Origin of the sequence: Flavobacterium tyrosinilyticum (genome assembly GCF_023656565.1) — a bacterium.
In the GTDB taxonomy this organism is placed as follows: domain Bacteria; phylum Bacteroidota; class Bacteroidia; order Flavobacteriales; family Flavobacteriaceae; genus Flavobacterium; species Flavobacterium tyrosinilyticum.
The window spans coordinates 439,509-463,234 of the sequence record NZ_JAMOKG010000001.1 but is presented as its reverse complement, the minus strand read 5'-3'; the positions used below and the strand labels follow the sequence as shown (position 1 = coordinate 463,234).

The window sequence follows — 23,726 nt, the reverse complement described above, 5'->3', positions numbered from 1 at the left end:
ACTTCTTTAATTGATGTTATTTAGTGAATAATATCAAACTTATATCCGTTTTCTTTTAAAAAATGCAGTGTTCTAGGCAGGGCAAATCTTAAATTTGGAGAAGCCTTAATACTGTCATGAAAAACAATTACGCTACCTGATTTTACATTTTTTGTTACGTTTTCAAGACATTTTTCTGGCGTAATGCTTTGATCAAAATCGGCACTTAAAACATCCCACATTACTATTTTATATCCTAAACTTCTAAGGATTTTAGATTGCGCTTTTTTGATTTTTCCGTAAGGAGGACGGAATAATAAACGATGAGGGGTTTTCTCTTGCTCGTCTAAAATAGCGGCGCAGTTTTGTACATTTTCAATATATTCATTCGTGTGGCTTTTCCATCCATTAACATGATTCATGGTATGGTTTCCAATTGAATGTCCGTCGGTAATTAACTTGTCAAACAAAGCCAGATTAGCTTTGATGTTTTTTCCGATACAGAAGAAAGTAGCTTTAGCATCAAATTTTTTTAATTCAGATAAAACCCAGTCTGTAATTTCTGGAGTAGGCCCATCATCAAAAGTGAGGTAAATTTTCTTTTCGTTGTTAGGAATATCCCAGCAATATTTAGAAAATACCTTTTTGATAAATGCGTTAGTTTTTACCCAATAGAAGCCCATTTTGAATTAAAATTATAATAGTATAAAATTAAAAAATGCAGCGCTATTTATCAAACAGCGCTGCATTTTTTTAATAAGTAAGATTTACGTATATTATTTATTCTTTTTCACGTCCAAAACGCTCAAAAACATTTACATAAGTGTTAAACGTAGTTTTGTGCTGGTTGTAAAAAGCAGTGTCTTTATTATCATCCATTACGTGTAGCAAGCTTCTGTAACGTTCAATATCAGTAATAATGTCTACTGCTAAAGAAGTTTGGTCAGAAGGAGGCAATGTGCTGTAATAGTTTAGATTCTCTTTATATTTCTGAACTAATTTATTTAAAAGATCTTGCGCCTTAGCTTTTTCGCCAACTTTATAATAGCCGTCTCCAAAAGCTTCAACTAGTGAATAATAACCATATTTGTCCAAAGGCATTTTGGTCATTGCTAAATTGATTACATTTTTAGCTTTGTCAATTTTCCCTTCAGCAATAAGCTGATTCATTAATCTCGAAAGATTGGTACGGTATGTAATACTGTTTCTTCTAGTTTCAGGATCGTGATAGATTTTTTCGCTTTCGCTATTACCCCAATCCCATTTCATTACAATATCGTACATTTTATCTGCATCAATTTGTCCCATATCTAATGGTCCGCCATCTTTAGAAGGAGTGTTTTTAACCGGAACTAATTTATAAACCATTCCGTCCAATTGCAGATAATCTTTTAACCATAAATAATCTTCATCATCAAAAGCACCACCACTAAAATAGATTGGTCTTTTCCAGTTGTTATTTGCTAAGATATCAAGCATCATTAAACGGTTTTTGTATAATGCGCTTCCTTTGATATCAATGTCTAAATAAGGAACAATAGAATCGTAATATTTAGGGTTAACTACTTTATTTTGGATAATAGTGTTTTTGTCAACATTCACTCTAATCTTGTTTGTTGGGTAGAAATGGATAGTTTGTCCGTTTTGTAAACCAACAGTCGATTTAGGGTTTTTGATGAAGTCGATAAAATCTTTAATATTCCAGCGTGTATCAATTTTCTGGATGTAAGCTGTGTAATCCAAATTATCTCCCACATATTGGCTATGTACAAAAGAAATTGGCAACGGATTTGACTCGTAAGACTTCGCTTTCATTTGATCAATGTACCAATCTGTCATAAATAAACTTGTATTTACAATCTTCACATCGGTTCTAAAATGCTCAATTTCCTGCGCGTACCAAAGAGGGAAGGTGTCATTGTCTCCAATGGTAAATAAAATAGCATCTTTATCGCAAGAACTTAAATAAGCTTTTGCCATAGCAACTGCTGTATATCTTCCAGATCTATCATGATCATCCCAGTTTTGAGAAGCCATTAAAACAGGAGCTGCCAATAAACTTCCAGCGATAATTACTGGACCTGCAATTTTTGGAGCCAAGTATTTCTGCAAACTTTCATAAAGTGAATAAACACCAAATCCGATCCAGATGGCAAAGACATAGAAGGAACCTACAAGAGCATAATCTCTTTCACGAGGTTCAAAAGGTCTTTCATTTAAATATATTTTTAGTGCAATTCCTGTAAATAAAAACAAAGCCAGAAGAACATAGAAACTCTTCAAGTCTTTGTTGGCATGGTACATAATACCAATTAATCCTAAAATAAACGGAAGGAAATAATAAACATTACGCCCTTTGTTATTTAATACATCAGAAGGTAAATTGTCTTGAGAACCTAAATGAACAGAATCTAAAGCTTTGATTCCGCTAATCCAGTTTCCGTCAAGATTATCGTATTTACCTTGAACATCGTTTTGGCGTCCAACAAAATTCCACATTAAATATCTCCAGTACATATATCCAAATTGGTATTCAAACATAAAACTGAAGTTGTCTGCTGTAGAAGGTTTTTCGATAAGTAAATACTCGCCGTAGCTTCTTAAGAATTTTACGTAACCTTCGTTGTCAATTTGTTTTTGAGCGTAAGCTTTTCTAAACTCAGAAACTGTTTTTTCAACTTCATTACGCAATTGAGCCGTAGCTTTATTGTATTCATCTTCGCTTAATTGGCTAGCATCGATTCCGTATTTTGCCAAATCTTCATCATAATTGTAATTAGGATTGATTCGGAACTTCGGAGGATTTGTAAAGTTGATATAGTTTTGAATGTGGCCTGTTTCTGTGCTCCACATTCTTGGCAGAATGGCTTTCTGGTTGTCGTCAGAATTTTGTTCTGCATTTTTATAATTGTTGGTAATAATATATTTACCAGTTTTATAATCTCTTTCGTAGTTTGGTTTTTTGTCTAAATAAGGAGTTTTAGCATCAAGTCCAGCAAAAAGTTCCGTGTATTGAGGTCCGTAAAACAAAGGATTTACACCATATTGCTCACGATTGTAATAAGCTAAAACCTCAGTAGCATCTGATGGTTTGTTTTCGTTAATAACAGTATTCGCATTTGCACGAACAGGAAGCATTAACCAAGTTGAGAAACCAATCAGGATGAATAAAACACATAATATAATAGTGTTATAGAATATCAAACCTTTTTGTCTCGTGTATTTTAATCCAAAATAGAAAAACGCAATAAATACTAATGCAACAAAGATAGTCCCTGAATTGAATGGAAGTCCCATGCTATTCACCATGAAGATTTCGGTTTTTCCGAAAAATGCCATAGTCAATGGAAGAAGTAATTTAAAAATAAATAACAAGATTCCGATAACAACTACATTGGCAATAAGGAAGTTTTTTATGGTAACTTTTTCGTAGTGTTTGAAATAATATAAGAATCCAATAGAAGGAATAGTCAAAAGAGCCATGAAGTGAACTCCAAACGAAAGACCAATAACCAAAGAAATAATTAAAAGCCATTTGTTTCCTTTTGGTTTGTCCATGTCTTGCTCCCAACGTAAACCAAGCCAGAAAAGCAATGCGATTAATAAAGATGCCATTGCATAAACTTCGGCTTCTACTGCGTTAAACCAAAAACTATCAGAAAACGTATAAGCCAAAGCTCCAACAAAAGAGCTTCCTAAAATAACAATCGAATTATTTTGGTCAATTTCTGTAAAACGAGCCACAATCTTTTTCAAAATCATAGAAGATGACCAGAACATAAATAATATGGTAAATGCGCTAGAGAAAACAGACATCATGTTGACCATTAGAGCTACATGTTGAGCATCTATTGCAAACATTGCAAAAAATGCACCCATCATCTGGAAAAGTGGAGCTCCCGGTGGGTGACCTACTTCAAGTTTAGCTGCGGTAGCAATATATTCTCCGCAATCCCAAAAGCTCATTGTAGGTTCTACTGTTAATGTATAAGTTATTAAAGCGATTGCAAATGCAAACCAACCAATAATTGTATTCCATTTATTGAAATTGAATTGTGCCATATTTAGGTGTTAAAAATTTGAATGTTTTTCTATCCTACAAAGAAAATGTTTTTTTACTTAAAGAAACGAGCATTAACAAAAAATTCTACAAAAGCTTAAGTGAAAAGTAATGTATTGGCTATGAGGTGGTTTTGGTGTTGGCGCAGGTTTTAATGTAAAAAAAATCAAAAAAAATGATTTTTTTTTATCAAAAAGTTTGCACAAACTAAATAAAGACTTAAATTTGCACTCGCTAATAGCACTGCTGGTCTATGGTGTAATGGTAACACTACGGTTTTTGGTGCCGTCTTTCTAGGTTCGAGTCCTAGTAGACCAACAGAAAAGCCTCTCAGAAATGAGAGGCTTTTTTTTATTTAAAAAAGTTTTGTTTAAAATTTGCATAAATTAAATAAAGTTTTAATTTTGCACCCGCTTAACCGCACTGCTGGTCTATGGTGTAATGGTAACACTACGGTTTTTGGTGCCGTCTTTCTAGGTTCGAGTCCTAGTAGACCAACAGAAAAGCCTCTCAGAAATGAGAGGCTTTTTTTATGCTGTAAATTTTAGATCGGTGTTTGCTTTGCTTGAATATTGATTTTTAATTACTTCGATGTTTTTATTTGTGATTTAAAGAAGAAGGAACTATTCCGAATTTCTTTTTAAATGAAAATGAAAAATGCGAAAGATCTTCAAAGCCAACACCAATGTATACTTCAGATGGCGGATTTCCTTGGCTGATTAAATAATAAGCTTCTTGAAGTCTTTTGTTCAATAGCCATTTTCCTGGTGTTTGCTCAAATACTTTTTGAAAATCTCTTTTAAATGTAGCTAAGCTTCTTCCGGTTAGATAAGCAAATCGTTGCATTTGAACATTAAAGTGGAAGTTTTTATTCATAAATGCTTCCAGGTCAATTTTTCCGGGCTCATTAAAATCGAATAAAATATCTTTTAATTCTGGATTTACTTTTAATAAAAGATGAATAGCTTCCTTTATTTTTAAGTTGAATAAAGTTTCGTTGTTCTCTTCTTCGACTTCAAGATAAGACAACAGTGATTCCATGAACGATTTATAGAGTGGGTTAGGAGCTAATGAGAACATAGCTTCTGTATCGGCTTTTTTGTCAGATTTTAAATTGTATTCTTTGCTGACTTCTCTTAAAATTTCCTGATCAAGAAAAAGGGAAATAGTTTTGAATTCTCCTCCTTCTGGCGGAATTTTAGTAAATTTTGCTAAATGATTTCTTCTGCTAAAGCGGAAATCTCCTGGTTTAGAATGAAAGGTGTTTTTGCTGTCTGAAGCAATCATTTCGCCAGAAATCTGATAGCTGAAAACGTGTTCGGGAATAAAATGCTCTCCCTCGCGACTGCGTGAGTAATAGCACGAGTAAAGAATTTTAGGCTTTGTGTTTAGTTTAATGCTCATGATTGTAAAAATACTAAAAGATCTGGAAATCTTTGGCTAGAAGATTTCCAGATTAGTCAAGATTATTTTTGTTGAATTAGTGCTCTTGGTTCCAAATAAGCTTCTAGACCAAGTATTCCAAATTCGCGCCCAATTCCAGATTGTTTAAATCCGCCGAAAGGAGCCATTGGGTCATGGCTGATTCCGTTTATTTGAACACGGCCGGCATTAATTTGCGAAGCGACATTATGGGCTCTTTTTGAATCTGACGAACTTACATAAGCTTGTAATCCGTAAGTGGTGTCGTTGGCGATTTCAATAGCTTCTTCTTCTGTTTTATAGGTAATGACAGATAAAACGGGTCCGAATATTTCTTCTCTTGCAATTCGCATCTGATTATTTACTTTAATAAAGACTGTTGGTTTAACAAAATTTCCATTTTCTAATCCCTGTGGTTTTCCAAGTCCGCCAGTCAATATTTCTGCTCCTTCATTAATTCCTGTTTGAATATAATCTTGAACACGATTGAATTGTTTTGTGCTAACCATTGGTCCGACTGCGGTATTTGGATTTTTAGGATCGCCAACTATAAGGTGTGAAATGGTTTCTTTAATTAAAAGTTTTGTTTCTTCTAGTTTGTTTTCTGGAATCAGTAATCTCGTTCCTGCAATACAAGCTTGTCCGCTATTCATAAAAGCGGCGCCAATGGCAAGCGGAATGGCTTTCGAGAAATCGGCATCGTCTAGAATGATGTTTGGGGATTTTCCGCCAAGCTCGAGAGTGACTCTTTTCATGGTATTGACAGCTTCTTTTGCGATTATTTTCCCAACGTTTGTAGAGCCTGTAAATGATATTTTGGCAATATTTGGATTTCTGCTTATTTCAGCGCCAACAACTTCTCCTAGTCCATTTACAATATTGAAAACACCTTTTGGAAGATTTGCTTCGTGAATGCATTCGGTGATTAGTTGTGTTTGCTGCGCACTCATCTCGCTTGGTTTAATTACGGTTGTACATCCCGCTGCAATTGCGGTAGAAAGTTTGCTGCAAATAAATCCGTTGCTTGAGTTCCATGGAATTATAATTCCCACAACGCCAATTGGAGCCATTTGAACCTCAGATTCTCCCATTGTTTTGATAAAATTGTATGAATTAAGAAGGTTAATTGCAGAATCAAAACCTTTTAACATGTATTCATAGCTTACGCTTGCAAATTGAAATGTTCCTCCGTATTCTTCTATCATTACATTTATAAAATCATCTTTTCTTTTTTCAATAGAAGATTTAATGTTTTTGAGATATTGGATTCTTTCGGAGGTTGTTGTTTTTGAAAAAGTTTTGAAAGCATTTTGAGCAGCTTCAATTGCTTTTTTGGTATCTTCTGTGTTTCCTAAAAGTACTTTTCCTAGATTTTTGTTTGTTGTAGGGCTAATAAGGTCAAAATATTCTGTTCCTTGTGGGGTGATAAATTCTCCGTTAATGTAAATTTTGTCTATTGTTTTCATTTTGTTGCTTTTTAATGAATTTTTATTTGACAAAATTCTGCATTGAATGGGTTTGCCGTTTTGTTGAAAAGCTCATTTAAACTTTGTTGAAAAGCTCGTTTTTTTACAGAAAAAAAGCTTCTCGTCGGAGAAGCTTTTAAAAGGGAAAGATATTTATGTTAGATTTTTAATGTTATAACAGGTTTTACGGCGTGATTAACTAAGCCTTCGCTTATGCTTCCGTTGAAGAAATGTGCAAAACCTGTTCTTCCATGCGTGCACATTCCAATTACATCAGCATCTATTCTGTTAGAGAAATTAATAATTCCTTTTTCGATATTGGTGTCGTTGTAAATTTGGGTTGTATAATTGGTAATATCGAATTCTGTTACAAAATCGCTCATTGCTTTTTCGCTAACATGGGTTGGTTTAAAGCTGTTAGGTGTACAAATGGTGACTAAGTGTAATTTTGAATCAAATAGTTTCGTGAAATTTAAAAGTTTTTCAAATGGTTTTTTTGCTTCTTCAGAAAAATCAGAAGCGAAAACAATGTTTTGGGCATTAAAATTTGGAATGTTTTTCTTGATGACCAAAACAGGGATTTCTGAATTTCTAACTACTTTTTCTGTATTAGAACCTATTAATAATTCTTCAACGCCAGAAGATCCATGAGATCCCATGATTATTAAGTCGACATCATAATCTTTGCTTATCTGTGTTATTCCATGTATAGGTTTGTCCATTTTTACAATTTCAGTCACCGGTATTCCTTCGAGATATTCTTTTGAAGCGACTTCATCTAGTGTTTCGTTTGCTTTCTTCATAAAAAGCATCGTTTCAGGAATGCTTGTTCCGCCTACTATTGCATCATTTGATTGCTGGGGCAATTCAAGCATATGGAGTAGAATGATTTCAGAATTGTTCTTTTTTGCGATTTGGGAGGCAACTCTTAAAGCGTCTTCTGCGTGTTCGGAGAAGTCGGTAGGTACTAAAATTCGTTTCATGATTTGAGGGTTAAATATGAATAATTCTGTGTTTTTAATGCTATTATAAAGATACGGAATTATTTTAGAGCAATCAATTTATTTGATTTATAAAAAAAACACTATATTTGCACTGTTATTTATTAAAATCTAAATAATGAGGGGACTAAGTGTCCCCTCTTTTTATAAAATTATGACATTTAAAGAAAAAGTAAACGGATTAATTACAGAAGCTCTTCTGGAAAAACCATCAGTCTTTTTGGTTGATTTGGCAGTTTCGGATTCTTTTAAAATTAGTGTTGGTTTAGACGGTGATAATGGAGTGGCGTTGCAAGACTGTATCGACATTAGTCGTGCAATCGAGAATAATCTAGATCGTGAAGAGCAAGATTTTTCTCTTGAAGTAGCATCAGTTGGAGTAGGAACGCCATTAAAAATGGTAAGACAATACAAGAAAAATGTTGGTAGAACGTTGATTGTTACCACAAATACGGAAAAAATAGAGGCAGAATTAGTAGAAGCTAATGATGTTTTTATAATTTTGTCTTGGAAAGCAAGAGAACCGAAAAAAGTAGGAAAAGGAAAAGAAACAGTTCAAAAAGAGCAACAAATACCTTATACAGAAATTAAAGAGGCAGTTGTTACGGTAACATTTTAATTTTAATTAAAAAATTCGCATGGAAAATTTAGCATTAATCGATTCATTCTCAGAGTTTAAAGATAATAAACTTATTGATCGTGTAACGCTTATGGCAATTTTAGAGGACGTATTTAGAAATGCATTAAAGAAAAAATACGGGTCAGATGAAAATTTTGATATCATTATAAATCCTGATAAAGGGGATATGGAAATTTGGAGAAGAAGAGTAATTGTTGCTGATGAGGATCTTGATTTTGAAAATGAAGAAATTACATTGACTGAAGCAAGAAAAATTGAAGCGGATTTTGAAATTGGTGAAGAAGTTTCTGAAGAAGTAAAATTGATTGATTTAGGAAGAAGAGCTATCTTAGCGCTTCGTCAGAATTTAATATCTAAAATTCACGAACACGATAATACAAATCTTTATAAGCAATTTAAAGATATTATCGGTGATATTTATACAGCCGAAGTACATCACGTACGTCCAAGAGTAGTGATCTTAGTGGATGACGAAGGAAATGAAATTGTACTTCCAAAAGAAAAACAAATTCCGTCAGATTTCTTCCGTAAAGGAGATAATGTGCGTGGAATTATTGAAAGCGTTGAATTAAAAGGAAACAAACCTCAGATTATTATGTCTAGAACTTCAGAGAAGTTTTTAGAAAAATTATTTGAACAAGAAATTCCAGAAGTTTTCGACGGATTAATTACAGTTAAAAATGTAGTTCGTATTCCTGGTGAAAAAGCAAAAGTAGCTGTTGATTCTTATGATGATAGAATTGATCCAGTTGGGGCTTGTGTGGGAATGAAAGGTTCTCGTATTCACGGAATTGTTCGCGAATTAGGAAATGAAAATATTGATGTAATCAATTATACAAACAATATTCAATTATTTATTACAAGAGCTTTAAGCCCTGCTAAAGTTTCTTCTATCAAAATTGATGAAGATAACAAAAGAGCTGAAGTGTTCTTGAAACTAGAAGAGGTTTCTAAAGCAATTGGTAGAGGTGGTCACAATATCAAATTAGCAGGTCAATTGACAGGTTATGAGCTAGATGTTATTCGTGAAGGAGACGTTGCCGGTACTGTTGCAGATGAAGACGATGTTGAATTAACAGAGTTTTCAGATGAGATCGAAGAGTGGGTAATTGAAGAGTTTGCAAAGATCGGTTTGGATACAGCAAAAAGTATCTTGAAACACGACGTAGAAGATTTAGTAAGAAGAACAGACTTAGAAGAGGAAACGATTCTAGATGTTATGAAGATACTAAAAGAAGAGTTTGATAATTAAGCAATGGCTTAGATCTGCTCTAACAACACAACGAAAAAGGTAATAATAAAAAGGTTATATGTCTGAAGAGAGAGTAATAAGAATAAACAAGGTTTTAAGGGAATTAAATATTTCGTTAGAAAGAGCTGTAGATTATCTAAAAGATAAAGGAATTGCTATTGATGCAAATCCAAATGCAAAAATTTCTGATAGCGAATTTAATATCCTTCAAAGCCAATTTGCGGGCGATAAGGGGAACAAGGAGGCTTCTAAAGAGGTTGGAGAAGAAAAAAGAAAAGAAAAAGAAGCATTACGTGTAGAGCGTGAGAAAGAAATTGAAGACAAACGCAGACAAGAAGAAGAGCGTCAAAAACAGCAAGAAATAATTAAAGCGAGAGCAATTGTTTCGGGACCTGTACAAGTGGGTAAAATTGACTTGAATCCAAAAAAACCTGCGATTACTCCTTCTGAGGAAACGGTTAAGGCTGAAGAGCCAAAAGCTGTTGTTGCACCTGTGCAACCAGAAAAACCTGTTCAAAATGAAACAGTAAAATCTGAACCAGTTGTTTCAACTCCTGTTTCTGAAACAAAAAAAGAAGAACCTATTATTACTGAGAAAAAAGAAGTTAAGGCAGAATCTAAAGTTGCTCAGGAGCCAATCGTGTCTACTGATCCAACAACTTCAGAGGAAACTATTACTACTCAATACCAAAAACTTACAGGAACAACTCTTACAGGTCAGACAATTGATTTATCTCAATTTAATAAGCCTAAGAAGAAGAAAGAAGATCCTAAAGCGGCTCAGAATAAACCTGGAGCTCCTGGTGTTGGTAATAATAACAACGCAAATAATAAAAATAAGCGTAAAAGAATTGGTCCAAAACCGGGTACGCCTGGTGCGCCAAAGCCTGCTACAGGTAATGCAGGTGGAACGCCAAATCCGAATAATAAACCAGCTCAAAATAGTGGAGGAGGATTTAATGCTAACAGAAGTCAGAGACCAGGTTTTGTAAAAGGAAATCGTCCTGCAATTGTAGCAAAAGTTGAGCCTACTGAAGAAGAAGTAAAAAACCAAATTAGAGAAACTCTTGAAAAACTTCAAGGTAAAGGAGGAAAATCTAAAGCGGCAAAATATAGAAGAGATAAAAGAGAAACGCACCGTCAGAAATCTGATGATGAGCAAAGAGCTCTTGACGAAGGAAGTAAAACGATTAAAGTTACAGAGTTCGTTACTGTAGGTGAAATTGCTATCATGATGGATGTGCCGATTACTAAAGTAATTGGAACTTGTATGTCTCTTGGTATCATGGTAACCATGAACCAGCGTCTAGATGCTGAAACATTAACTATTGTAGCAGATGAATTTGGTTATGATGTTGAGTTTATTACGGTAGATATTGAAGAAGCAATCGAGGTTGTAGAAGATAGAGAAGAAGATTTAGTAACACGAGCGCCAATTGTGACAGTAATGGGTCACGTTGACCACGGTAAAACATCTTTACTGGATTATATCCGTAAAGAGAATGTTATCGCTGGTGAGTCTGGAGGTATTACACAGCACATTGGGGCATATGGAGTTACTTTGGATAATGGACAAAAAATTGCATTCTTAGATACTCCAGGTCACGAGGCGTTTACCGCGATGCGTGCGCGTGGAGCTCAGGTTACCGATATTGCTATTATCGTAGTGGCGGCGGATGATGATATCATGCCACAAACAAAAGAGGCAATTTCTCACGCGCAGGCTGCGGGAGTGCCAATTATATTTGCAATCAATAAAATTGATAAACCAAATGCTAATGTTGAAAAAATTAAAGAGCGTTTGGCTGGTATGAATTTACTTGTTGAAGATTGGGGTGGAAAAATTCAGTCACATGATATTTCTGCAAAAGTCGGAACAGGTGTTAAAGAATTATTAGAAAAAGTTTTATTGGAAGCTGAGATTTTAGATCTAAAAGCAAATCCAAATAAAGCAGCTCAAGGAACTGTTGTTGAGGCTTTCTTGGATAAAGGAAAAGGATATGTGTCTACGATTTTAGTACAACAAGGTACTTTGAAAATTGGAGATTATATGCTTGCTGGTAAACACCATGGTAAAGTTAAAGCAATGCATGATGAAAGAGGGCATACTATTTTAAGTGCAGGTCCTTCGACTCCAGTATCTGTTTTAGGTTTAGATGGAGCTCCAACGGCGGGTGATAAGTTTAATGTATTTGAAGATGAAAAAGAAGCAAAACAAATTGCATCTAAACGTTCTCAATTAATGCGTGAACAATCTGTTCGTACTCAAAGACATATTACACTTGACGAAATTGGACGTCGTATTGCTCTTGGTCAGTTTAAAGAATTGAACGTGATTCTTAAAGGAGACGTGGATGGTTCTGTTGAGGCATTATCAGATTCGTTCTCTAAACTTTCTACAGAAGAAGTTCAGATCAATATTATCCATAAAGGTGTTGGTGCAATTACAGAAACCGATGTTAACTTGGCTTCTGCATCAGATGCAATCATTATCGGATTTAACGTTCGTCCTGCTGGAAATGCGAGACAGCTTGCTGATAAGGAAGAAATCGATATCCGTTACTATTCTATTATCTATGCTGCTATCGATGACTTGAAAGATGCGATGGAAGGAATGCTTGCTCCAGAGATGAAAGAAGAAATTTTAGGAAATGCTGAAATTCGTGAGATTTTCAAAATTTCTAAAGTTGGTTCGATCGCTGGATGTATGGTGACAGATGGTAAAATCTTAAGAACTTCTAAAATTAGAGTTATTAGAGATGGAGTTGTGGTTCATACAGGTGAGTTAGTTGCCTTGAAACGTTTCAAAGACGATGTGAAAGAAGTAACTAAAGGTTACGATTGTGGTATCCAGATAAAAGGATTTAATGATATCGAAATTAATGATGTTATCGAAGCTTACCATGAAGTAGCAATCAAAAAGAAATTGAAATAATATTCAATTATATAATTAAAAGTCCCAATGCGAATTGGGACTTTTTTTATTTGTGAAATTTTGAGCCGAAATTGATTCGTAATAATTTGAGATAAATGTGTATTTTAGTTTATTCAAGTTTTGATGTATTGAATTAAAAATAATGAAATATGAAAAAAGTATTTTACTCGATCATTTTGTTTGTGTGTTTTTTTACTTCGTCTTTTGCTCAAGAAGCTGTAGAAAAACCAGCTCCGCCAGCAGGTAATGCTTCCGTTGGAGATTATTATGGTGAAAATGTTTCAGATGCTTTGATGAGTAAAGCAATTTCTGTAGGGGAATTACAGAAAGATTTAAAAGCTACAAGTAAAATAGAAAGCGTTGCGGTTAGGGGAGAAGTGACAAATGTTTGTCCGAAAAGAGGTTGTTGGATAAGTGTTAAAACGAATGACGGGGCATCTTTCTTCGTTAAAATGAAAGATTATGCTTTTTTTGTACCAACGGCAGTAAAAGGTAAGAATGTTGTTTTAGAAGGAAGTGTAGAGAGAAAAGTAACATCAGTTGAAGAGTTGAAGCATTATGCAAAAGATGCTAAAAAAACAAAGGCAGAAATAGATGCTATTAACGCGCCTAAAGAGGAAATTCGTTTCTTGGCTAGTGGAATAAAAGTGGTAAATTAAAAAATAAAAACGCGACGGTTTCTAATGAGTGAAATGGTTTTATTTTTTAGAGGATAAGTGTTTAAGATATGTTAATGAAACAAAAAAAGGCGAGATTTTTATCTCGCCTTTTTTTGTTTTTTTTGAATGGATTATTTTCCGGGTTTAAGTAAGAAAACGCTTTTGTATCTTTTTTTGATTTCTGCCAGGTTTCTTTCTGCTTCTATTCTGGTTTTAAAATTTCCAACAATTACTTTGTAGTTTGGAGTGCTGAAAATAATGGTTCCGTCGATATTCGAATTTTCTCTTTTAAAATCCGATAACGTTTTTTTTGCCTCGTCGCTTTTACCGCTAAAGATTTGAATTCTATAAGTATCGTTTGTATTTATTGACGTGTTAATTTTGCGCTTTTCGTTAAGTAGCTGCTCAAATTTAGGGTCTTGGTTCAGTGTTAAATTTTGATCTTGAGCATTAATATTGTGTGCGAAAGCAATCGTTGTAATTGTTAAGAAAAGGTTTTTTGAAGGACTTAAAATTCTCATAATGTGATGGTTTTTATGCAAAAATACTATTTAAAGTTTGAGTGTGAAATTTTAATATTATTTAGAATTGATATAAATTGATAATTAAGACTATTTTAAGGTTTTGAGAATAGTTCATAAGTCGTATTTTTGTGCAAGTTTTAAAAGAGGGTATAGGTTTTTACTGGATTTAGTACAGAAAAAATCATACCAAAAATTAGTAGACAATTATTTATACTATATGAAAAAGGTGGGTAACCATAATTCGATCTCAAGAAAATTGCTGTTTGGCTTATCGCTAACGTTAATTTTCTCCCTAACTTCATTTGCTCAAGATGCTGCTGCTCCGGCGGCGCCTGAGGCTGCTGCGGCTGCTCCAGCTGCAGGAGGCGGTGATCCAGTAAAAGGGAAAGAACTTTTTAATGCAAATTGCGCTGCATGTCACAAATTAGATGCTAAATCAACAGGTCCGGCTTTACGAGGAGTTGCTGATAGACATGATAAAGCTTGGCTTTATAAGTGGGTGCATAACAGTTCTGACATGATTAAGTCAGGTGATCCTGTTGCTGTTAAACTTTTCGAGGAAAATAATAAAGCAGTAATGACTTCTTTTCCTCAATTATCTGAAGGTGATATTGATAATATTATAGCTTATACTTCTGAGCCGAAAGCTGAACCAGCTGCAGCTCCAGGAGGTGCAGCAACTCCTCCTGGGACAAGTGTTCAGGATGGTGCTATTTCAAATAACATTATTTTAGGAGCTCTTGCTCTTGTAATGGCTATTTTAGTTGTGATGTTGTTTATGGTAAACAAGGTTTTAACTAAAGTTGCAAACAAAAATGGAATTGAAGTTGCTCCAAAAGAAGCTAGAACTCCAATTTGGAAAGCTTTCGTTAAAAACCAATTCTTGGTTTTAGTAACTTCTATCTTTTTGCTTTTGGCAAGTGGTTATTTTGTTTATGGATACTTAATGCAAGTAGGTGTAGATCAGAATTATGAGCCAATTCAGCCAATTCACTACTCTCACAAGATTCACGCTGGTGATAACGAAATCAATTGTAAATATTGCCACTCTGCTGCTCGTGTAAGTAAAACTGCTGGTATACCTTCATTAAATGTTTGTATGAACTGTCATAAAAATATTTCTGAGGTTGCTGAAACAACTGCGACTCCTGAGTACAGTAAAGCATTCTACGATGCTCAAATCCAAAAATTATATGATGCTGTTGGATGGGATAAGACTAAACAAGCTTATACTGGAAAAACACAGCCTGTAAAATGGGTTCGTATTCATAACTTGCCTGACTTTGTTTACTTCAACCACTCTCAACACGTTTCTGTTGCAGGTATTGAATGTCAAACTTGTCACGGACCAGTACAAGAATTTGAAATCATGAAGCAGTACTCTAAATTAACAATGGGATGGTGTGTTGATTGCCATAGAAAAACTGATGTTAAGATGGAAGGCAATGCTTACTATGACAAAATTCATGCTGAACTTTCTAAAAAATACGGTGTAGAGAAATTAACTGCAGCGCAAATGGGAGGTTTAGAGTGTGGTAAATGCCACTATTAATCGATTTATTAAGATTTTAATATATATATACAATGTCATCAAACAAAAAATACTGGAAAAGTGTTGAAGAGCTAGAAAATAGCTCTATTGTTGAGGCGCTTAGAAATAACGAATTTGTTGAAGAGATTCCTACTGATGAGTTTTTGGGTAACGCTGAGGCTTTATCTACATCTGGAACTTCACGTCGTGACTTTTTAAAGTACGTAGGGTTTAGTACAGCGGCTGTAACATTAGCTGCTTGCGAAGGTCCTGTTCACAAGTCTATCCCTTATGTATTACAACCAGAACAAATCATTCCTGGTGTTGCAGATTATTATGCAACTACAGTTTTTGACGGATTTGATTTTGCTAATCTTTTGGTGAAAACTCGTGAGGGTCGTCCAATTAAAATTGAAAACAATACAATTGCAGGAGCTAAATTTTCTGCGAATGCTAGAATTCATGCATCTATCTTAGGATTGTATGATAGTGCTCGTTTGAAAGAGCCAAAAGTAGATGGTAAAAATTCTTCTTGGTCAGCTGTTGATTTAAAAATTAAATCAAGTTTGGCAGATGCAAAAGCAAAAGGTGGTCAAGTGGTATTGTTAACGAATACTTTAGCTAGTCCATCTACAGAAAAATTAATTGCTGAGTTTATTGCAAAAAATCCAAACGCTAAGCACGTTGTGTATGATGCGGTTTCTTCATCTGAGGCTTTAGATGCTTTTGAATCTGCTTATGGTCAAAGAGCTTTAGTTGATTATGATTTTTCAAAAGCTTCTTTAATCGTTTCTGTTGGTGCTGATTTCTTAGGAGACTGGCAAGGTGGAGGATATGATACAGGATATGCACAAGGACGTATTCCTCAAAACGGAAAAATGTCTCGTCATTTTCAGTTTGAATCAAACATGACATTATCTGGAGCTGCTGCTGATAAGCGTGTTCCAATGACTGTAGCTGCTCAAAAGCAAGCTTTAGTTCAAATTTATAATATTGTTGTAGGTGCTTCTATTCCTGTGGCTTTAGAAGGAAACTTTAAAACTGAAGTAGTAAAAGCTGCACAACAGCTTAAAGCTGCTGGTTCAAAAGGAGTTTTAGTATCTGGAATTGAAGATAAAAATGCTCAATTATTAGTTTTAGCTATCAATCAAGTATTGGCTAGTGAAGCTTTTAATACTGCTGGAGCTAGACAAATTAGAAAAGGTTCTAATGTTGCAGTTGCACAGTTGATTAAAGATTTGAATGCTGGAAGTGTTCATACTTTAATTATGAGTGGAGTTAATCCTGTTTACACTTTAGCTGATTCAGCTTCTTTTGTATCTGGATTGAAAAAAGTTAAAACGTCTGTTGCTTTTTCATTAAAAGAAGACGAAACTGCATCAATTGTTTCAATTGCTGCGCCAGCTCCTCACTACTTAGAATCTTGGGGAGATCTTGAACTTACAAGCGGAACATATAGCTTAACTCAGCCTACAATTCGCCCAATCTTTAATACAAAACAATTTCAAGATGTTTTATTGTCAGTAAATGGTACTACTGGTACTTTTTATGACTACTTAAAAACAAATTCTGGAGCTTACACTGCAGGAGCTTCTTGGAATAAAGTATTGCATGATGGTGTAGCTGTTCTTGGAACTTCAGCTTTGTCTGGAGGTGCTATTGATGCTGCTACTGCTGCAAATGCTGTTGCAAGATCTAAATCTGCTGGTGATTTTGAATTAGTATTATACACTAAAACAGGATTAGGAGATGGACAACACGCTAATAACCCATGGTTACAAGAGTTTCCAGATCCAATTACAAGAGTTTCTTGGGATAACTATGTTACAGTTTCTAATGCAGATGCTAAAAAACTTGGTTTATCAAATGAAATTGTTGCAAACGGAGGTTTAAATGGTAGTTATGCTACTATTACTGTTGATGGCGTTAAATTGGAAAATGTTCCAGTTATCGTTCAGCCAGGTCAAGCAGTTGGTACTTTAGGTCTAGCTCTTGGATACGGACGTAAAGCTGCTCTAAAAGAAGAAATGCAAGTAGGTTTAAATGCTTACGCTTTATATAAAGGTTTCAATAATGTTCAATCAGTATCTATTGCTAAAGCTGGTGGTGTACATGAGTTTGCTTGTGTTCAAGGTCAGAAAACTTTAATGGGTAGAGGAGATATTATTAAAGAAACTACTTTAGAAATATTTAATACTAAAGATGCTGAACATTGGAATGAAAAACCAATGGTATCTTTAGATCACCAAGAAGTTGAGGCTACTACTGTAGATCTTTGGGAATCATTCGATCGTACAACTGGGCACCACTTCAACCTTTCAATTGACTTAAATGCTTGTACTGGATGTGGAGCTTGTGTTATCGCTTGTCACGCAGAAAACAACGTTCCAGTTGTAGGTAAAGCAGAGGTAAGAAGAAGCCGTGATATGCACTGGTTACGTATCGATAGATATTATTCTTCTGAAAGCACTTTTGAAGGTGATAATGAAAGAAAAGAAGGAATTGCTGGTTTGTCTAGTTCATTATCTACATTTAATGAAATGGAAAAAGCAGGAGATAATCCTCAAGTTGCATTCCAGCCTGTAATGTGTCAACACTGTAACCACGCACCTTGTGAAACAGTTTGTCCAGTTGCTGCAACTTCTCACGGTCGTGAAGGTCAAAACCATATGGCTTACAACAGATGTGTTGGTACTCGTTACTGTGCTAACAACTGTCCATATAAAGTACGTCGTTTTAACTGGTTCTTATACAACAAAAACAGCGAGTTCGATTATCATATGAACGATGATTTAGGCCGTATGGTATTAAATCCTGACGTTAACGTACGTTCTCGTGGTGTTATGGAGAAATGTTCTATGTGTATCCAAATGACACAAGCTACTAAATTAAAAGCTAAAAACGAAGGCCGTCCAGTTAGAGATGGTGAATTCCAAACAGCTTGTTCTAGTGCTTGTTCTTCAGGAGCGATGATATTTGGTGATGTAAATGATAAAGAAAGTAAAGTTGCTAAATTAGCTGCTGACGAAAGATCATACCACTTATTAGAGCATGTAGGTACAAAACCTAATGTGGTTTACCATGTTAAAGTTAGAAATACTTAGTAAAATTATTAATTAAGAAACAATATAAAGGATTATGTCGTCTCACTACGAAGCACCCATTAGAAAACCTTTAGTTATTGGTGATAAATCTTATCACGATGTAACTGTAGATGTAGCTGCACCTGTTGAGGGGCCTGCAAACAAGCAATGGTGGATTGTATTTTCAATCGCATTAATAGCCTTCCTTTGGGGGTTAGGTTGTATAATTTACACCGTATCTACCGGTATCGGAACATGGGGATTAAATAAAACAGTTGGCTGGGCTTGGGATATTACTAACTTCGTTTGGTGGGTTGGTATTGGTCACGCTGGAACATTAATTTCTGCGGTATTATTACTTTTCCGTCAACGTTGGAGAATGGCCATCAACCGTTCTGCTGAAGCTATGACTATTTTCTCTGTAGTTCAAGCAGGTTTATTTCCAATTATTCACATGGGACGTCCATGGTTAGCATACTGGGTATTACCTATTCCAAACCAATTTGGATCTTTATGGGTAAACTTTAACTCACCTTTACTTTGGGACGTATTCGCGATTTCAACGTATCTTTCAGTATCATTAGTTTTCTGGTGGACTGGTTTGTTACCTGACTTTGCAATGCTTCGTGATAGAGCTATTACTCCTTTTAACAAAAGAGTTTATTCTATCTTAAGTTTTGGATGGAGCGGTAGAGCTAAAGACTGGCAGCGTTTTGAAGAAGTATCTTTAGTATTAGCTGGTTTAGCTACTCCACTTGTACTTTCTGTACACACGATTGTATCTATGGACTTTGCTACTTCTGTAATCCCTGGATGGCATACAACAATTTTCCCTCCATATTTCGTTGCTGGAGCGGTTTTCTCTGGATTCGCGATGGTAAATACATTGTTGATCGTTATGAGAAAAGTATCTAATCTTGAAGCTTACATCACATTACAACATATCGAGTTAATGAACATCATTATCATGATTACTGGATCTATTGTAGGTGTAGCTTACATCACTGAGTTATTCGTAGCTTGGTATTCAGGTGTAGAATATGAGCAATATGCATTCTTAAACAGAGCTACTGGACCTTACTGGTGGGCATATTGGTCAATGATGACATGTAACGTGTTCTCTCCTCAGTTTATGTGGTTCAAAAAATTAAGAACTAGTATCATGTTCTCATTCATCATTTCGATTGTAGTAAACATCGGTATGTGGTTTGAAAGATTCGTAATTATTGTTACTTCTTTACATAGAGATTACCTTCCATCTTCTTGGACAATGTTCTCACCAACATTTGTTGATATTGGAATTTTCATTGGAACAATTGGTTTCTTCTTTGTATTGTTTTTGTTATACTCTAGAACATTCCCTGTAATTGCTCAGGCAGAGGTTAAAACAATTTTGAAAGGAACAGGAGATAATTATATTAGAGAAAGAGCAAACAGTAAAGATTCACATCATGAGTAATAAAGTTATATACGCCATTTATAATGACGATGACGTTTTGATGAATGCAGTAAAGAAAACTAGAGCTGCTCATCATCATATTGAAGAGGTTTTTACTCCATTCCCGGTTCACGGATTGGATAAAGCCATGGGATTAGCACCAACAAGATTAGCAATATGTGCTTTTTTATATGGATGTGTTGGTATTTCTGTTGCAACAACTATGATGGGTTACATCATGATTCATGACTGGCCACAGGATATTGGAGGTAAACCAAGTTTTAGTTTTATCCAAAATATGCCATCTTTTGTGCCAATTATGTTTGAGATGACTGTATTCTTTGCAGCTCACTTAATGGTTATTACTTTTTACATGAGAAGTAGATTATGGCCTTTTAAAGAAGCTGAAAACCCAGATGTAAGAACAACTGATGACCACTTTTTAATGGAGGTTGCTGTAAATGATAACGAAGCTGAATTAGTTTCTTTCTTTGAAGGAACTGGAGCTGTTGAAGTTAAAGTAATAGAAAAGAATTAATTGTAGCTATGAAAAGGATATATAAAATAACACTTTTAGTTGGTATAACTATTTTAGTTTCATCTTGCCACAATAATTCGGCACCGAACTATCAGTATTTCCCTAATATGTATGAATCTGTTGCTTACGAGCCATATTCAGAAGCAAAAATATTTAAGGGAGGAAAAGAAGGACAGCTTCCTGTTGAAGGAACTATCAATAGAGGTTTTGAACCTTATGAATATGAAAACTCAACTGCTGGTTATGAATTAGCAAAAGCTAATTTAAAATCACCTTTGACAGAAGAAGAGAAAAACTCTGGAAAAGGTAAAGAGCTTTTTGATATTTATTGTATCAGCTGCCATGGTGCAACTGGTAACGGTAAAGGTAAATTGGTTGAAAGAGAGAAATTTCTTGGAGTACCTAGCTATAAAGACAGAGAGATCACTGAAGGAAGTATCTTTCATGTTGAGACTTATGGTTTAAATGCAATGGGTTCACATGCAAATCAATTAAGTGCTCACGAACGTTGGTTAGTTGCTGACTATGTTCTGAAACTAAAAAGCCAATTATAATTGTTGAACAAACTGATCGTAATAGATATGTATACATTTTCAAGTAAATTAAAAACTTTTTCTATCATCTTAATGGCCGTTGGTCTATTAGGAATTGGGTATGGTTTTTTAAGTGCACCAAAAGATATTCAAGAAGTTGAAAAAATACTTGCTGCAGATGAACATGGTTCTCATGGCGCTGCGCATGAAGAAAAAGCGGAGGCATCTCACAAAGAAGCAGGTCATCATGAGGCTGCTGAAGTTGCACATGACTCTCATAAAGGAGCTGAGCATGCAGAAGTTTCTGGTGCAAATGAGCACGAAAAACATTTAGAGCACGTATTGCACCAATTGCAAAATAAGCCTTGGTCTGCTGTATATGTAGCTTGTATTTTCTTTTTACTTCTTTCAATGGGAGTTTTAGCTTTCTATGCAATTCAACAAGTTGCTCAAGCAGGTTGGTCTCCAGTTTTGTTTAGAGTTATGCAAGGTATAACAGCTTATTTGCCAGCTGGTTCTATAATCTTCTTTATACTTTTAGTATTATGTGGATTACATTTTAATCACATTTTTGTATGGTTAGGAGAAGGAGTTACAGATCCGAAAAGTCCAAATTATGATGCTATCATCGCAGGAAAATCTGGATATTTAAATTTTCCTTTCTGGATTGCAAGAGCTTTTATCTTTTTATTAGGATGGAATATCTACCGTCATTTTTCTAGAAAAAACTGTTTAGCACAAGATGAAGCAAATGATGATCTTTACTACAAAAAGAATTTCAAAGCATCTGCAGGATTCTTAGTATTCTTTATCGTTTCTGAGTCTATTATGTCTTGGGATTGGATTATGTCTTTTGATCCACACTGGTTTAGTACTTTATTTGGATGGTATGTATTTGCTTCTTTCTTTGTAAGTGGTATTACAGCTATTGCATTAGTAACTATCTATTTAAAATCTAAAGGATATTTAGAGTATGTAAATACAAGTCATATCCATGATTTAGCTAAGTTCATGTTTGGTATTAGTGTATTCTGGACTTATTTATGGTTCTCTCAATTTATGTTGATTTGGTACGCTAACATTCCAGAAGAGGTAACTTATTTTGTAACAAGAATTCAGTTATATAACCTTCCTTTCTTTGGAGCGGTTGTTATGAACTTTGTTTTCCCATTATTAATATTAATCAATACTGACTTCAAACGTCTTAACTGGGTTGTTGTTATGGCTGGTATTGTGATATTATTAGGTCATTATGTTGATTTCTTTAATATGATTATGCCTGGTACTGTAGGAGACAAATGGTTTATTGGAGTTCCTGAAATTGCATCGATTCTTTTCTTCTTAGGTTTATTTATATTTGTTGTATTTACTGCATTAACTAAATCTCCTTTGCTTGCAAAAAGAAATCCTTTCATCGAAGAAAGTAAACATTTTCATTATTAATATTTAAAGAAGTAAACAGATGACAAGTTTGTTGGTAATTATAGTTTTAGTTTTATTAGCAGTTGCATTATGGCAATTGACGAAGATATTTGATCTTACTCAGGTAGGAGCTTCTTCGGACGATTCTCAAGTTGCATCAGATAATGACAATAACGTTCAGGGATATATCATGTTTGGCTTTTTAGCTTTCATTTATATATTTACTATTTATGGTTTACTAAAATGGGGTAATTTGGCACTTCATACCCCTGCTTCAGAGCATGGTGGTTTAGTAGATAATTTAATGAACATTACTTGGGTATTGATCTTTACAGTTCAAGTAATTACACAGGGTTTATTATATTGGTTTTCTTTTAAATATAAAGGTAACAAAGATAAAAAAGCGTTATTCTTTGCTGATAGTAATAAATTAGAGGCAATTTGGAGTATCATTCCTTCTGTTGTTTTAGCTTGTTTAATCCTTTATGGATTGTATGCTTGGAATAACATTATGTTTGTTGATAAAGATGAAGATGTAATCGAAATCGAATTATATGCTCAGCAGTTTAAATGGACTGCAAGATATGCTGGACAAGATAATGTTTTAGGAAAAGCTAACGTGCGTTTAATCCAAGGAATAAATACATTAGGAGTTGATATGTCAGATCCAAATGCTCAAGATGATATCGTAGTTTCGGAATTGCACATTCCTAAAGGTAAAAAAGTTCACTTTAAAATGCGTTCTCAGGATGTATTGCACTCTGCTTACTTTCCTCACTTTAGAGCACAAATGAACTGTGTTCCAGGTATGGTAACTGAATTTGCTTTCGTTCCAACATATACTACTTCGGAATATAGAGAGTTACCATTTATGGTTGAAAAAGTTGCTAACATTAACAAACTTAGAGCTGAAAAAAGCATTGAGTTAGTTGCAAAAGGAGGCACAGCTTTAGATCCTTATACTTTTGATTACCTATTATTGTGTAATAAAATCTGTGGAGCGTCTCACTATAATATGCAAATGAAAGTGGTTGTAGATTCTCCAGAAGACTATAAAAAATGGTTAAGTGAGAAAACTACTTTGGCTCAGGATATTGCTGCTGCAAAAGCGGCTGAGAAACCAGCTGAAGGAACTGCTCCAACTGCAGATTCTACTGCAAAAGTAATTGACACTGTTAAAGCTGTTGTCGATACTGTTAAAGCAGCTGTAGCTAAAGTTGCATTGAAATAATATTATTTAGAA

The 23,726-nt window shown here is 34.6% G+C and carries 17 protein-coding genes and 2 tRNA genes; 13 read left to right on the top strand and 6 right to left on the bottom strand.

The genetic code is table 11. The annotated features are described in order from the left end of the window. Positions 1–20: 20 nt before the first annotated feature. Both NCC77_RS02060 and NCC77_RS02055 read right to left on the bottom strand, forming a co-directional pair. On the bottom strand, positions 21–662 hold the full coding sequence (locus tag NCC77_RS02060; protein WP_250834148.1) for a polysaccharide deacetylase family protein: 642 nt from the start codon (positions 660–662) through the stop codon (positions 21–23). Between the two features lie 97 nt (positions 663–759). Beyond that, positions 760–4,041, bottom strand: coding sequence for a glycosyltransferase family 117 protein (locus tag NCC77_RS02055; protein WP_250834147.1), 3,282 nt, complete (start codon positions 4,039–4,041; stop codon positions 760–762). A gap of 245 nt (positions 4,042–4,286) precedes the next feature. On the opposite strand from NCC77_RS02055, the gene NCC77_RS02050 reads away from it, so the two are divergent. Both NCC77_RS02050 and NCC77_RS02045 read left to right on the top strand, forming a co-directional pair. Further along, positions 4,287–4,357: transfer RNA gene (locus NCC77_RS02050), tRNA-Gln, on the top strand. Between the two features lie 109 nt (positions 4,358–4,466). Then, positions 4,467–4,537, top strand: a tRNA-Gln gene (locus NCC77_RS02045). Between the two features lie 99 nt (positions 4,538–4,636). On the opposite strand, the gene NCC77_RS02040 is transcribed toward NCC77_RS02045, so the two are convergent. The 3 genes from NCC77_RS02040 to NCC77_RS02030 all read right to left on the bottom strand — a co-directional run bounded on the left by NCC77_RS02040 (position 4,637) and on the right by NCC77_RS02030 (position 7,910). Then, positions 4,637–5,443, bottom strand: coding sequence for a helix-turn-helix domain-containing protein (locus tag NCC77_RS02040; protein ID WP_250834146.1), 807 nt, complete (start codon positions 5,441–5,443; stop codon positions 4,637–4,639). Between the two features lie 62 nt (positions 5,444–5,505). Further along, complete coding sequence (locus NCC77_RS02035; protein ID WP_250834145.1) at positions 5,506–6,927, bottom strand: aldehyde dehydrogenase family protein; 1,422 nt, start codon at positions 6,925–6,927, stop codon at positions 5,506–5,508. Positions 6,928–7,085: 158 nt separating this feature from the next. Beyond that, complete coding sequence (locus NCC77_RS02030; protein ID WP_250834144.1) at positions 7,086–7,910, bottom strand: universal stress protein; 825 nt, start codon at positions 7,908–7,910, stop codon at positions 7,086–7,088. Between the two features lie 172 nt (positions 7,911–8,082). Here NCC77_RS02030 and rimP point away from each other — a divergent pair, with 172 nt between their 5' ends. The 4 genes from rimP (at position 8,083) to NCC77_RS02010 (ending at position 13,414) form a co-directional block, all read left to right on the top strand. After that, complete coding sequence (gene rimP / locus NCC77_RS02025) at positions 8,083–8,547, top strand: ribosome assembly cofactor RimP (protein ID WP_172426838.1); 465 nt, start codon at positions 8,083–8,085, stop codon at positions 8,545–8,547. Between the two features lie 19 nt (positions 8,548–8,566). After that, positions 8,567–9,820 (top strand): transcription termination factor NusA, encoded by a 1,254-nt coding sequence (nusA, locus tag NCC77_RS02020; RefSeq protein WP_095927936.1) that lies wholly within the window; start codon positions 8,567–8,569, stop codon positions 9,818–9,820. 58 nt (positions 9,821–9,878) lie between these two features. Beyond that, entirely contained in the window at positions 9,879–12,755 is a 2,877-nt protein-coding gene (gene infB / locus NCC77_RS02015) for a translation initiation factor IF-2 (RefSeq protein ID WP_250834143.1), read from the top strand. Positions 12,756–12,904: 149 nt separating this feature from the next. Then, entirely contained in the window at positions 12,905–13,414 is a 510-nt protein-coding gene (locus tag NCC77_RS02010) for a DUF4920 domain-containing protein (RefSeq protein WP_250834142.1), read from the top strand. A gap of 131 nt (positions 13,415–13,545) precedes the next feature. Here the strand turns inward: NCC77_RS02010 and NCC77_RS02005 are convergent, their stop codons facing one another. Then, on the bottom strand, positions 13,546–13,935 hold the full coding sequence (locus tag NCC77_RS02005; RefSeq protein WP_095927933.1) for an SPOR domain-containing protein: 390 nt from the start codon (positions 13,933–13,935) through the stop codon (positions 13,546–13,548). A 220-nt stretch (positions 13,936–14,155) separates the two neighbouring features. Between NCC77_RS02005 and NCC77_RS02000 the strand changes: the two genes are divergently transcribed. Genes NCC77_RS02000 through NCC77_RS01970 form a run of 7 tightly spaced genes read left to right on the top strand, consistent with a single transcriptional unit; the run spans position 14,156 to position 23,714 of the window. Continuing rightward, positions 14,156–15,490, top strand: coding sequence for a c-type cytochrome (locus tag NCC77_RS02000; RefSeq protein ID WP_250834141.1), 1,335 nt, complete (start codon positions 14,156–14,158; stop codon positions 15,488–15,490). Positions 15,491–15,522: 32 nt separating this feature from the next. After that, the gene (locus tag NCC77_RS01995) at positions 15,523–18,573 is read left to right on the top strand and encodes a TAT-variant-translocated molybdopterin oxidoreductase (RefSeq protein WP_250834140.1); all 3,051 of its coding nucleotides are present in this window, start codon (positions 15,523–15,525) and stop codon (positions 18,571–18,573) included. Between the two features lie 34 nt (positions 18,574–18,607). Further along, on the top strand, positions 18,608–20,011 hold the full coding sequence (gene nrfD, locus NCC77_RS01990) for an NrfD/PsrC family molybdoenzyme membrane anchor subunit (RefSeq protein ID WP_008466839.1): 1,404 nt from the start codon (positions 18,608–18,610) through the stop codon (positions 20,009–20,011). After that, positions 20,004–20,528 carry a DUF3341 domain-containing protein gene (locus tag NCC77_RS01985; protein ID WP_008466841.1) on the top strand — a complete coding sequence of 175 codons (525 nt, stop codon included), beginning with the start codon at positions 20,004–20,006 and terminating at the stop codon, positions 20,526–20,528. Before nrfD ends, NCC77_RS01985 begins: the two co-directional genes overlap by 8 nt. Before the next feature lie 8 nt (positions 20,529–20,536). After that, a complete protein-coding gene (locus NCC77_RS01980) occupies positions 20,537–21,082 on the top strand; it encodes a c-type cytochrome (protein ID WP_248729362.1) in 546 nt (181 codons plus the stop codon). Between the two features lie 27 nt (positions 21,083–21,109). Next, positions 21,110–22,504, top strand: coding sequence for a quinol:cytochrome C oxidoreductase (locus NCC77_RS01975; RefSeq protein WP_250834139.1), 1,395 nt, complete (start codon positions 21,110–21,112; stop codon positions 22,502–22,504). 19 nt (positions 22,505–22,523) lie between these two features. After that, positions 22,524–23,714, top strand: coding sequence for a cytochrome c oxidase subunit II (locus NCC77_RS01970; RefSeq protein WP_250834138.1), 1,191 nt, complete (start codon positions 22,524–22,526; stop codon positions 23,712–23,714). Positions 23,715–23,726 lie beyond the last annotated feature (12 nt).